Source organism: Halomonas sp. HK25 (assembly GCF_047795635.1).
GTDB lineage: Bacteria > Pseudomonadota > Gammaproteobacteria > Pseudomonadales > Halomonadaceae > Halomonas.
On record NZ_CP181044.1, the window covers coordinates 705535 to 717418 of the forward strand.

Annotated in this window: 10 protein-coding genes; 9 read left to right on the plus strand and 1 reads right to left on the minus strand. The window is 70.3% G+C overall.

Annotated features, from left to right (window positions below):
- Positions 1–21 precede the first annotated feature (21 nt).
- The 7 genes from ACM26W_RS03410 (at position 22) to ACM26W_RS03440 (ending at position 8995) form a co-directional block, all read left to right on the plus strand.
- On the plus strand, positions 22–645 hold the full coding sequence (locus ACM26W_RS03410) for a hypothetical protein (RefSeq protein ID WP_416139467.1): 624 nt from the start codon (positions 22–24) through the stop codon (positions 643–645).
- On the plus strand, positions 642–2009 hold the full coding sequence (locus tag ACM26W_RS03415; protein WP_416139468.1) for a hypothetical protein: 1368 nt from the start codon (positions 642–644) through the stop codon (positions 2007–2009). The genes ACM26W_RS03410 and ACM26W_RS03415 overlap by 4 nt, the downstream gene beginning before the upstream one ends.
- A 260-nt stretch (positions 2010–2269) precedes the next feature.
- Positions 2270–2797, plus strand: coding sequence for a retropepsin-like aspartic protease family protein (locus tag ACM26W_RS03420; RefSeq protein WP_416139469.1), 528 nt, complete (start codon positions 2270–2272; stop codon positions 2795–2797).
- Between the two features lie 7 nt (positions 2798–2804).
- On the plus strand, positions 2805–3809 hold the full coding sequence (locus ACM26W_RS03425; RefSeq protein ID WP_416139470.1) for a YihY/virulence factor BrkB family protein: 1005 nt from the start codon (positions 2805–2807) through the stop codon (positions 3807–3809).
- On the plus strand, positions 3806–4849 hold the full coding sequence (locus ACM26W_RS03430; RefSeq protein ID WP_416139471.1) for an NAD(P)H-dependent flavin oxidoreductase: 1044 nt from the start codon (positions 3806–3808) through the stop codon (positions 4847–4849). The genes ACM26W_RS03425 and ACM26W_RS03430 overlap by 4 nt, the downstream gene beginning before the upstream one ends.
- A gap of 64 nt (positions 4850–4913) precedes the next feature.
- Positions 4914–6614 carry a VRR-NUC domain-containing protein gene (locus ACM26W_RS03435; RefSeq protein ID WP_416139472.1) on the plus strand — a complete coding sequence of 567 codons (1701 nt, stop codon included), beginning with the start codon at positions 4914–4916 and terminating at the stop codon, positions 6612–6614.
- A complete protein-coding gene (locus ACM26W_RS03440; RefSeq protein ID WP_416139473.1) occupies positions 6611–8995 on the plus strand; it encodes an ATP-dependent DNA helicase in 2385 nt (794 codons plus the stop codon). The genes ACM26W_RS03435 and ACM26W_RS03440 overlap by 4 nt, the downstream gene beginning before the upstream one ends.
- Here ACM26W_RS03440 and ACM26W_RS03445 read toward each other — a convergent pair.
- Complete coding sequence (locus ACM26W_RS03445) at positions 8992–10815, minus strand: monovalent cation:proton antiporter-2 (CPA2) family protein (RefSeq protein WP_416139474.1); 1824 nt, start codon at positions 10813–10815, stop codon at positions 8992–8994. The two genes, ACM26W_RS03440 and ACM26W_RS03445, sit on opposite strands and share 4 nt — an antisense overlap.
- Before the next feature lie 99 nt (positions 10816–10914).
- Between ACM26W_RS03445 and ACM26W_RS03450 the strand changes: the two genes are divergently transcribed.
- Together ACM26W_RS03450 and ACM26W_RS03455 are read left to right on the plus strand one after the other, a co-directional pair.
- Entirely contained in the window at positions 10915–11580 is a 666-nt protein-coding gene (locus tag ACM26W_RS03450) for a cupin domain-containing protein (protein WP_416140805.1), read from the plus strand.
- 111 nt (positions 11581–11691) lie between these two features.
- On the plus strand, positions 11692–11871 hold the full coding sequence (locus ACM26W_RS03455) for a PLDc N-terminal domain-containing protein (RefSeq protein ID WP_416139475.1): 180 nt from the start codon (positions 11692–11694) through the stop codon (positions 11869–11871).
- The last annotated feature ends 13 nt before the right edge of the window (positions 11872–11884 follow it).

Sequence of the window (11884 nt, forward strand, 5' to 3'; positions counted from 1 at the left end):
CATCTCCTGAAGAGTGTCGCCGTGGATCCCGTGACCCTGCGTGCCCTGGAGCGCATCCTGGTCGTGCTGTTCGCCGGCATGGCCATCTACCTCGGGTATCGCCTCTTTTTGGCCGTGCCCACCCAGCGCGGCAGCGACGGCAAGGTGACGCTGCCCGGCGGCGCCGAGGTCATGCTCAACCGGGCGGCGCCCGGGCTCTTCTTCGCCCTGTTCGGCAGCATCGCGCTGGGCATTTCCCTCTACAGCGCCGTGCAGGCCACCCACGCCCCGGCGGCTCCGCCGGCCCAGGCGGCGGTCGGCGGCGAGCCGGTCCTGCGCCACTACTCCGGGGTGGTGCCCTCGGACACCGCCTCGCCTGGACGCCCCCGGGATGCCGAGTTCGAACTGGCCCAGCTGCGGCGTCTGCTTTTCACGCTCAATGCCCTGGACGCCGCCTCCTCGGCCGAGGGGGCGGATGCCGTCGCCCAGCGCAGCGATCTGCGCCAGGTCAAGCTGCGCCTGCTGCAGGGTGGCTGGCAGGAGGCGTGGGGCTCCCATGCCGACTTCGCCGCCTGGGTGGGGCAGAGCGACGCCCGGGGCGAGCCGCCCGATGGGCGTTTCGCTATCCCGGCGGCGCTCTACCACCAGGGTGGGGCAAAGCCGTGAGACGCGGGCGAGGGGCCCTACTCGGCCTGGCCCTCTGGCTGCTGGCCGCGCCGGCGCTCGCCCTCCAGTCGCTCTACGACGAGGCCACCCTGACCCACTGGGCCGCCATCACCCCGGCGGACATCCGCGGCGTCTACCGGGAGAGCCTGCTGCCAGCGCTGGAGCCCGAGGAGCGCCAGCGCCTGGCGGATGTTACCCTGGTGTTTCCTCTGCGCTGTCCCCTGCCCGAGGCTGAGCCCTTCTGCTACGTCCAGCAGACCCTGGCCGACGGGCGCCGCCAGGTGGTGATGTCGGTGACCTCCCTGCGCCTGTTCGGCGACCTGGCCCTGGCCACCGCCTGGTTGCAGCTCGAGGGGCTGTCCATCGAGACCCCCACCCAGTACCTGACCATGCTGCGCCACCGCGAGCGGGATACCTTTCCCGGCGGCCGCTATCCGTTGCCGCTGGAGACCCTCGGCATTCCCGAGGACGTGCGCGACCATGACGCGGTCATGGACCTCTACGGCAAGCTCTACACCTCGTCGCTGGTCTTCGTGCTGCTCCACGAGTTGGGCCATGCCCTGCACCGTCATCCCGGCTATGGCCCCGAGGTCTCCCGGGAGGCGGCCCGCCGCCACGAGGCCGAGGCCGATGACTTCGCCCTGGAGGTGATGGCCCGACTCGCCTATCCGCCGTTGGGCATGGCGTTCTTCTTTACCCTGATGGCCCACTGGGAGCCCAACCGCTGGCACTTCGCCGACGAGGCGGCCTATCGGGCCTACCTGGACCAGGCCACCCATCCGCTGACCTCCGATCGCCTGCGTGGGCTGGCCTCGGCCCTCGGGGAATACCGCGACGCCTTTGCCCGGGCCGAGCCGGACCCTGCTGCCATGCGGACCGCCCTGCAGGGGGCCGCCGAGGAGATCTGGCGGTTGGCAGCCTTCATGGACGACCCCGAGATCCAGGAGGGTATCCTGCGCCTCGGCCGGGCCACCGAGCCCACCGGCCTGGGGCCACGCCGGCAGGGCGAGCTGGTCGTGCCGGGAGGGGGCGGCGCTGCCTCGACAGCCCCGGCGGACCCTGCTCGCCACTATGTCGGTACCTTCCAGGGCGAACTGGGCGATGCCTCGGGCAGCCTGCCGGTGCTGGTGCGGCTCGAGCGACAGGGTGACCGGGTCTCGGGGATCTTCAGCTATGGCCTGGGGGTGGGGCATCTGGAGGGCGAGGTGGCCGAGGGGCGGCTGCACTTCGTCTGGCGCCTGGGGGCGGAGTACGGGCAGGGACGTTTCGAGGCCCTCGACGCCGGGGCGCGGCTGAGCGGTCACTGGGGCTGGGAGCAGTCCGCCGAGGATGGCGGCTGGTGGGAACTGTGGCGGCAGGAGTGACGCGCCGCTTCAAGCCGGCCGACCTCGTCGAGGTCGGCCGGTCACGCCGGTTGCCGTCACCTCGCCAGGAAGTCGCGCAGTGGCCGGCGGCAAGGGAATGATGGACGCGAGCGGGGGTCGAAGCCTGAATGCTGTCCTGCAGGGGGCGTTATCCTTGTGATAGATCGAGTGTTCGAGCGGACGGCATTCAGTACAGACAGCGGGAGGTCGGGTGTCAACGCACCGACGCCAGTGCTTACCAACGGCCCGGGGGGCGTGCCATGAGCGATGACAACAGAACGGTTCGGCGCACCGGGCTCGGCATGATGCTGCTGTTCTGGATGCTGTTCATCGGTGCCGGGACCTGGTGGTTTCACGGCTACCTCGAGGGGCAGCGCAATCCCAATGCTCACCTGGTCAATGCCGTGAGCGGAGACGGTGAGCCGGTTGTGCTGGAGCGAAACCGGGCCGGACACTTCCTGGCCACCGGACGCATCAACGGCGAGCCGGTGGAGTTCCTGCTCGATACCGGCGCCACCTACGTGGCCGTCTCTTCGGAACTGGCCGACCGGCTGAGGCTGGAAACAACCGGTAGCGCCTGGTTCAATACCGCCAATGGTCGTGTGCGCGGCGACCTCACTACCCTCGACGAGGTGAGCCTCGGCGGCTTCGCGGCCCGCGAGGTGCGCGGCTCCATCAGTCCCGGGATGGAGGGCGACGTGGCACTGCTCGGCATGAGCTTCCTCAATCGCTTCGACATCGAGATCCGCGACGCGCGCATGGTCCTGCATCCGGCGCGCAGTGATTGAGGTTTTCATGACCGATCGACCCCGCGGCCGTCGCGCCGAACAGCCCAAGCAAATCCCTGGTCTCGGTTGGCTCGATATCCTGTGGCGGGTTCGTCAGTCGCTGGCCAGCGATCGCGTTACCCTGCTCGCCGCTGGCATCGCCTTCTATTCCCTGCTCTCTTTGTTTCCCACCATCGCCGCGATCATCTCGCTGTGGGCGCTGGTGTTCGATCCCCATGAGATGGCTCGCCAGATCGGCGAGATATCCCGCTATCTGCCACCCGATGTCGCGAGCCTTATCGACGACCAGGCCCGCAAGATCGGCGAGAACACCGGTACCGGCCTCAGCCTGACGGCACTGGGTAGTGTGGTCGTGGCGATGTTCGTCGCCTCCAAGGGGGTACAGGGAATCATCACCGGCCTGAACGCCGTCTACGGCGAGAAGGGGTCGCGGGGATTGATCCACCGGGTCCTGGTGGTTGCCGCCATGACCGTCGGCCTGATCATGTTGACCCTGATCACCATCGCCATCGTTGCGCTCTTCCCACTGGCCGTCGCCACGCTCGGCCTGGACGACACCCCAACCTATCAAATCGGACTGTTGCGCTGGCCGGTACTGTTGCTTGTGATGATGTTCTCCATCGCCGTGCTCTATCGCTTCGGCCCCAATCGCACTACCGCGCGCTGGGAGTGGGTCAGTGTCGGCACCGTCATCGCGATTTTGCTGTGGCTGCTGGGGTCCGGCGGGCTGTCGCTCTATGTTCGCCATGTGGCGCACCTCGGCGAGCTCTACGGCTCGCTGGGCGCGGTGGTGGTGCTGATGATGTGGTTCTGGCTGACGGCCTTCGTCGTTTTGCTGGGCGCCGAGATCAACACTGAAATGGAACGCCAGACCCATCATGACACCACCACCGGTGAGCCCAAGCCCCTCGGCGAGCGCGGCGCCTTCGCGGCCGATACTCTGGGCGAACACCGGCCCTGGCGCCGTGCCGGGGATGCCACCGACCCAAACGAACCGGGAGAGACCCGATGAGCCTGACTCATACCCTCGGCATTGCGCTGCCTATCCTCCAGGCCCCCATGGCCGGCGCCCAGGGCAGCAAGCTGGCCATCGCCGTGGCCCGAGCCGGTGGCCTCGGCGCGCTGCCCTGCGCCATGCTCTCGTCCGAGGCGATGGCCGAGGAGCTCGCCGTGATCCGCCGCACTACTTCCGCGCCGATCAACGTTAACTTCTTCACACACGTGCCGCCCGTGCCGGATGCCGACGCCATGGCGCGCTGGCAAGCGGCCCTCGCGCCTTACTACGCTGAGTTCGGCCTGGATATCGACGCCGTGCCGGCGGGGACCGGCCGCCGGCCCTTCGATGCGGCGGCCTGCGATGTGATCGAGCCCTTCCGACCGGAGGTGGTGAGCTTTCACTTCGGGCTGCCGGAGGCCGCGCTGCTCGAGCGGGTCAAGGCCTGGGGAGCCGTGGTGCTTTCTTCGGCGACCACCGTGGAGGAGGCCGAGTGGCTCGAGGCCAACGGCGCCGACGCCATCATCGTTCAGGGGCTGGAGGCCGGCGGCCACCGCGGTATCTTCCTCACCGAGGACCTGACCACCCAGGTCGGCACCTTTGCCCTGCTGCCTCAGGTGCGCGCGTCAGTTGACGTGCCGTTGATCGCCGCCGGGGGCATCGCGGATGCCCGCGGCGTGGCGGCGGCGCGTGCACTGGGCGCCGACGCCGTCCAGGTCGGCACCGCTTTCCTGTGCTGTCCCGAGTCGACCATCTCGGTGATTCACCGCCGGGCGCTGATGAGCGATGCCGCCTGCCACACGGCGCTCACCAACCTCTACAGCGGCCGTCCGGCCCGCGGCATCGTCACCCGGCTGATGTGCGAGCTGGGGCCGATGAGTGATGCCGCGCCGGCCTTTCCCCTGGCCACTGCTGCCATTGCCCCGCTGCGTGCCGACGCCGAGGCCCGGGGGCTCGGCGACTACTCGCCGCTGTGGGCCGGCCAGAACGCCAGCTGCTGCCGCGAGATGCCCGCCGCCCAGGTGGTCGCCGAGCTCAGCCGAGGCGTCATCGACTAGGCCTGTCGCCGGCTCAGCCCCGAGAAACGGTGAGCCGGCCGACGAGGGCTGATACCATGGATACATGAACAGTATCTCGCCCGCCGCCTCCCTCGAGGATCCCTTCTACTACCTGGCGAACTTCCAGTTCGTGCTGGGCTGGGTGGCCGAGCGCCATGGCGACTTGCTCAGCGACGAGGAGCGGCGCTTCCTTGCCGTCTTCGAGGCTCTGCCCAGGGCCTCCCGGGCGCTGCTGGTGCGCATGGTGACGCGCAAGGGCGAGCACTTTCGCACCTCGCGGCTCGTCTATCCCGAGATCGGCGACACCGAGGCGGCCCTGGTGGCGCTGGTCGCCGCCGGCCTGGTCGACGGCGACCCCGCGCTGACGCCGGAGCAGCTCTTCGTGCAGCTGCGTCTGCCCGAACTGCGCCTGGCGCTGGCCGAGGAGATCCGTGCCGCCGGGTTGCCGGCTTCGCTGGGCAAGGCCGCACTTCACGAAGCCCTGGCCCCGCGGCTCGCCGGGGCGCGTCCCCTGGACGCATGGTGGCCCGCGGCGCCGGACCGCGTGGTGCGCCTGAGGGTGATGGCCACCTGCGATCGGCTGCGGCTGATGTTCTTCGGCAACCTGCGCCAGGGCTGGGCCGAGTTCGTGCTCGCCGAACTGGGGGTGCAGCGCTTCGAGCGGGTGCCCCTTACCGTCGACTCCCGGGCCTTCCGGTGCCGCGAGGAGGTGGACGCCTACCTGGCCCTGCATCGGCTGCGCGAGCGGCTCGACGCCGGCGAGACGGTGGCGACGCTGGCCGCCGAGCTGCCACCGGTGCTCGCGAACAATGCCTGGCTGGCGGCGCGCCGCCAGCGGCTCGGCGTCGCTTTGGGCCGCCAGGCCGAGCGGGCCGGGGAGAGCGAGCGGGCGCTGGCGCTCTACCACGAGGCAGGCTGGCCGGTAGCGGCAGGCAGCACGGAGGCGCGAATCCGCCATCTGCGCCTGCTGGAGCGCCAGGGGCAGCACGCGAAGGCCCATGCGCTGGCGGAAGCCTTGGTCGAGACCGGGCCGGGGGAGGCGGAGAGCCAGGCGCTGGCGCGGCTGCGACCCCGGCTGCGACGCCGACTGTGCCTGGCGCCGCTGACGCGGGAAGCGGAGCCCGCCCCAGAGCGTCTCGAGCTCTGTCTGCCGGGGCCCCGGCCCGGCGTCGAGCGGGTGGCGTGCGAGCACCTCCATCGCGACGCGGCGCCGGTGGCCTACGTGGAGAACACCCTGCTCACCGGCCTGTTCGGCCTGCTCTGCTGGGAGGCACTCTTCGCGCCGTTGCCCGGTGCCTTCTTCCACCCCTTCCACATCGGCCCGGCGGACCTCTATCGGGAGAACTTCGTGGTGCGTCGCCGGGAGCGCTTCGCGACCTGCCTGGCGCGGCTCGACGATGGCCGCTATCGGCAGGCCATCCTGGCCATCTGGCGGGAGAAGCAGGGGCTCGCCAACCCCTTCGTGCACTGGGGGGCGCTCGACGAGACGTTGCTGGCGCTGGCGCTGGAGTGCCTGCCGCCGGCCCACCTGCGCGCCTGCTTCGAGCGGCTGCTGGGCGATCTCAAGGCCAACCGCGCCGGCCTGCCGGACCTGATCCAGTTCCGGCCCGACGCGCCTCCGGGGCAGCCCCGCTACCGACTGATCGAGGTGAAGGGCCCGGGCGATCGTCTGCAGGACAACCAGCGGCGCTGGCTCGCCTTCTTCCGCGCCCGAGGCATTCCCGCCGCCGTCTGTCATGTGCGCTGGGCGGCGCAGGACGCATGAGCGAGGCGCTGCGGCATCGGGTGGCGGTGCGCACCCTGTGCGATTTTACCGCCCGAGAGGGGGATCTCGACCACCGCTTCACCCCGGCGCCCAGCGCCGAGGAGGGCATTGCCGGACACGCCGAGGTGGCCCGCCGCCGAGGCGAGGGGTATGAGCGCGAGGTCCCGCTGAGCGGCGTGATCGAAGGGCTCGCCGTCAGCGGCCGCGCCGACGGCCATGACCCGGTCGCCAACTGCCTGGAGGAGGTCAAGACCCATCGCGGCAGCCTGGCGCGGATGGCCGACAACCAGCGTGCCCTGCACTGGGCTCAGGCCAAGGCCTACGGCGCGCTGCTGTGTGCCGAGCGGAACCTGCCCGACATCACCCTGGCGCTGGTCTATCTCGACATTGCCAGCGGCCGCGAGACGCGCCTGGAGCAGCACTTCGATGCCGCCGAGCTGTCGGCCTTCCTCGCGCAGCAGTGCCGGCGCTTCCTGGCCTGGGCCGAGCAAGAGGCCAATCATCGCGAGCGGCGGGATGCCGCCCTGCGTGAACTCGCCTTCCCCCATGCCGACTTCCGCCCCGGCCAGCGGGACCTGGCTGAGGGTGTCTACAAGGCGGCGGCCACCGGCCGCTGCCTGCTGGCCCAGGCCCCGACCGGCATCGGCAAGACCCTGGGCACCCTCTTTCCCCTGTTGGTGGCCATGCCCCGCCACGGCCTCGACCGCCTCGCCTTTCTGACCATGAAGACCCCGGGGCGCGCGCTGGCCCTGGCGGCGCTGCGCCAGCTGGGCGCGGCACCGGGCGCCGAAACGGGCGCCGAAACGGGCGCGTCACCGGGCGTCGAAACAAGCGCAGCGCCGGATGATGACGGTCGCGGGCCAGGGCCGGACAGAGAGCCGGACAGGCTGCCGCTGCGGGTACTGGAGCTGACCGCCCGGGAGAAGGCCTGCGAATACCCGGGCCGAGCCTGCCACGGCGAGGCCTGCCCATTGGCGGCGGGTTTCTACGACCGGCTGCCGGCGGCGCGCCAGGCGGCCGTCGACCGGGGCTGGCTCGATCGCGAGACGCTGCGCCGGGTGGCCGGGGAGCACGGCGTCTGTCCCTACTACCTGGGCCAGGAGCTGGCGCGCTGGTCCGATGTGGTGGTCGGCGACGTCAACCACTGGTTCGACGCCAATGCGCTGCTCCACGGCCTGGCGAAGGCCAACCGCTGGCGGGTCGGTCTGCTGGTGGACGAGGCCCACAACCTGGTGGAGCGAGCCCGCGGCATGTACAGCGCCGAGCTCGACCAGCGCCGGTTGGCCCGCCTGCGCCGCGCGGCGCCACCGGCGCTGGCTCGGCCGCTGGGGCGCCTGGTCCGGCAGTGGCAGACGCTGGTCAAGGAGGCGGGCCTCGCGGAGGCTGGCGAGAAGGGGCGGCCGGCCTACCGGGTGCTCGACGACCTGCCGGGAGGCATGGTCGGCGCCTTGCAGGGGGCGGCCAGCGCCATCACCGACACTCTGGGCGAGCACCCCGAGCATGCCAGCCCCGAGCTGCAGGAGTTGCTCTTCGAGGCGCTGGCCTTCACCCGGCTGGCGGAGTCCTTCGGCGACCATTCGCTGTGCGACCTGGTCCGCCACGGGCGAGGCCGGGCCGTGTTGGGGCTGCGCAACCTGGTGCCGGCGGACTTCCTCGCCCTGCGCTTCCGGGCGGCCCACGGCGCGGTGCTGTTTTCGGCGACCCTGGCCCCGCCCGGCTACCATCGCGACCTGCTGGGGCTGCCGGAGGAGACCGTCTGGCAGTCGGTGGCCTCGCCCTTCGCCGCCGAGCAGCTCGAGGTGCGCCTGCGCACCGATATCTCTACCCGGCTGCGCGACCGCGAGGCCTCGCTGGCGCCTATCGTCGCCGAGCTGGCTGGCCAGTATCGCCACCGTCCGGGCAACTACCTGGCCTTCTTCAGCAGCTTCGCCTATCTGGAGCGGGCGCGGTCGGCCTTCGCCGAGGCGCACCCGTCGATCCCCGCCTGGTCCCAGGTGCGCGGCATGGGTGAGCCCGAGCGCGACGCCTTTCTGGCGCGCTTTTCTTCGGGCGGAGCGGGCATCGGCTTCGCGGTGCTGGGGGGTGCCTTCGCCGAGGGCATCGACCTGCCGGGGGAGCGGCTGATCGGCGCCTTCATCGCCACCCTGGGCCTGCCGCCCTTCGACGACTTCAACGAGGCCCTCAAGGCGCGTCTCCAGGCGCGCTTCGGCTGCGGCGACGACTACGCCTACCGGGTCCCGGGGCTGATCAAGGTGGTGCAGGCCGCCGGCCGTGTGATCCGCGGCCCCGAGGATCGTGGCACCGTGGTGCTGATGGATGATCGCTTCGCCCGGCGTGAGGTGCGCACACGGTTGCCGGAGTGGTGGCGGATCGCCGACTAGCCGGAGGCCTCGCCCCGGCCGGGAAGCTCCTCCAGGCGGGTGGTGATCTCCTCGTCGGCTTCGTAGAGGGTCTCCAGCTCCCGGGCCGCCTCCTGGATGGTCTGGATCAGCTTGGTCTCGTTGCCGAACACCTCGAGCTGGCGCAGCAGGGCGTCTTCGTCGTGCTCGCGGAAGGTGTCGATGGTGTGCTGGGCCCGGTCGCGGGGGATGCCTAGCCCCACCAGGGCGTCGCGGGTCAGCTCCAGGCTCGCGGGCAGCAGCTCGCGGACGATATGGGTGACCCCTCCGCGCATCAGCAAGTGGGCGTGGTAGCGGTTGCGGGCCCGGGCGTAGATGGTTAGGTGGGGGAAGCGACGCTTGACTCGCTCGACGATGCGCATGGAGGCCTCGGGGTCGCCCACTGCCACCACCAGCACCCGGGCGCGATCGGCGCCGGCAACTTCCAGCAGGTCGAGGCGCGAGGCGTCGCCGTAGTGGACCTTGTTGCCGTAGCGGCGCACGAACTCCACCTGGTCGGCGTTGATGTCGAGCACGGTATAGGGAATCTTCAGCCCCTGCAGGGCACGGCCCATGATCTGGCCGAAACGGCCGAAGCCGGCGATCAGGATCTGTGGTGCCTCGTCGTCCGGGCGGTCGTAGCCGCGGGCGGCTGGCCGGCTCGCCCAGCGTTTCAGTGCCACCGTCAGCAGCCGGTAGAGCAGCGGCGTGGTCGCCATGGAGAGCGAGACCACCAGGATCAGCAGGTTGACCAGGGCCTGGTCGAGCACGGCGGCGCCGGCCGCCGCGGCGAGCAGCACGAAGCCGAACTCGCCACCCTGGGAGAGCAGCACGGCGAGGCGGGCGCCCTCCCTCCAGCCGCCGCCATAGAGTCGAGTGGCTATCACCAGGGAAAGCCCCTTGAGCAGGACCAGACCCAGGGTCAGGCCGAGCACCGTCAGCGGCATGATGGCGAGCAGGCCGATCTCGGCCATCATGCCGACCGCCATGAAGAAGAGACCCAGCAGCAGGCCTCGGAAGGGCTCGATGTCGGCCTCGATGCTGTGGCGGTATTCGGAGTCGGCCAGCAGCACCCCGGCGATGAAGGCGCCCAGTGCCATGGAGAGACCGGCCAGGTCCATCAGCATGGCGGCACCGATCACCACCAGCAGGGTGGTGGCGGCGAACACCTCACGGCTGCGGGTGGCAGCGGCATAGTGGAACACCGGGCGCAGCAGGTAGCGGCCGCCGATGATCAGCGCCGCGAAGGCGCCGGCGGCGAGGATTACCTCGCGCACGAGGGGCGCGGCGCCATCGGCCAGCAGGGCCTCGGCGGCCAGGATGGGAATCACCGCCAGCACCGGGATCGCCGCCAGGTCCTGGAACAGCAGCAGGGCGAAGGCGTGGCGGCCGTGGCGGGTGGATAGCTCCCTGCGCTCGCCGAGCAGGTGCAGCACCAGGGGGGTGGAGCATAGTCCCAGGCTGAAGCCCACCACCAGGGCGGCGGCCGGCGGAAGCCCCAGCCACCAGGCGGCCAGGGCAAGCAGGGCGGTGGTCACCGTGACCTGCAGGCTGCCGAAGCCGAACACCGCCTTGCGCATCACCTTCAGCCGCGCCGGCTTGAGCTCCAGACCGATGACGAACAGCAGGAAGACGATGCCCACCTGGGAGAACTGCAACACCCCCTCGGCGTCGGGCACCAGGGCCAGCAGCGAGGGGCCGATGACCACGCCCGCGGCCAGGTAGCCTAGCACCTCGCCGAGCCCCAGGCGCTTGAACACCGGCACGATCAGCACGGCGGCGGCGAGGAAGATCAGGGCATTGACGAGAAGGTCGATGGCCAAGGGCAACTCCTTGCGGATGGCGAGGGGAGCCCCCATTCTACCGACCAGGGGCTTACCATGGACAAGCAAGTCCTGGGCCAGGACCGAGAGGAGGGCACCATGCGACTCAATGCCGACTTCGACCAGCGGGTGGTGGTCACTCCCGAGGATTACCGCTGGGTGGACTCGCCCACGCCCGGCGTGGAGCGGATGATGCTCGACCGCATCGGCGATGAGGTGGCCCGCGCCACCTCGCTGGTGCGCTATGCGCCAAACAGCACCTTCCCCTCCCACGAGCACGGCGGCGGCGAGGAGATCCTGGTGCTGGAGGGGGAGTTCGCCGACGAGCACGGCCGCTACCCGGCGGGCAGCTACCTGCGCAACCCCATCGGCACCGCCCATACGCCCCGGGTGGGTGCGCAGGGCGCGACGATCTTCGTCAAGCTGCACCAGTTCTCGCCGCAGGACACCGAGCAAAAGGCCATCGATACTCGCGCCGGGGAGTGGCGGCCGGGGACGGCGGCGGGGGAGGCGATCCTGCCCCTGCACAAGGTCGAGGGTGAACAGGTGGCCCTGGTGCGCTGGGCGCCCAACACCCGCTTCGCGTCCCATGTCCACCGGGGCGGCGAGGAGATCCTGGTGCTGGAGGGATCCTTCCACGACGACCACGGCCGCTACCCGGCCGGCAGTTGGCTGCGCAGCCCCCACCAGAGCCGCCATGCGCCCTTCACGGGCGAGGAGGGCGCGCTGCTCTTCGTCAAGGTGGGGCACCTGCCGCCCAACTGAACATCGGAACGGCGCCGACACATTTCGCTACTCGGCGGTCTTTGTATCAGACTGGCGGGCTGTGCTAACCATGAAAAAGGCATTTCGCCGAATGGACTAAGGAGAGGTCGAATGGGAATCGAAGTAGGTGGCCTGCTGGGCCTGATCTGGCTGATCATCGTGATCTGGGCCGTCGTCAAGGTGGCCAAGAGCTCGGCCGGTGGCGTTGCCAAGCTGATCTGGATACTCGTGCTGCTGTTCTTCCCACTGGTGGGGCTGATCATCTGGTTCCTGATGGGACCAAAGGGTTAGCCGGCCTGCTCGG

What these genes read in the sequence shown, in the direction of transcription:
- ACM26W_RS03420 (WP_416139469.1), top strand. Translation starts at nt 2,270, where the DNA reads ATGAGCGATGACAACAGAACGGTTCGGCGCACCGGGCTCGGCATGATG.
- ACM26W_RS03425 (WP_416139470.1), top strand. Translation starts at nt 2,805, where the DNA reads ATGACCGATCGACCCCGCGGCCGTCGCGCCGAACAGCCCAAGCAAATC.
- ACM26W_RS03430 (WP_416139471.1), top strand. Translation starts at nt 3,806, where the DNA reads ATGAGCCTGACTCATACCCTCGGCATTGCGCTGCCTATCCTCCAGGCC.
- ACM26W_RS03435 (WP_416139472.1), top strand. Translation starts at nt 4,914, where the DNA reads ATGAACAGTATCTCGCCCGCCGCCTCCCTCGAGGATCCCTTCTACTAC.
- ACM26W_RS03440 (WP_416139473.1), top strand. Translation starts at nt 6,611, where the DNA reads ATGAGCGAGGCGCTGCGGCATCGGGTGGCGGTGCGCACCCTGTGCGAT.
- ACM26W_RS03450 (WP_416140805.1), top strand. Translation starts at nt 10,915, where the DNA reads ATGCGACTCAATGCCGACTTCGACCAGCGGGTGGTGGTCACTCCCGAG.
- ACM26W_RS03455 (WP_416139475.1), top strand. Translation starts at nt 11,692, where the DNA reads ATGGGAATCGAAGTAGGTGGCCTGCTGGGCCTGATCTGGCTGATCATC.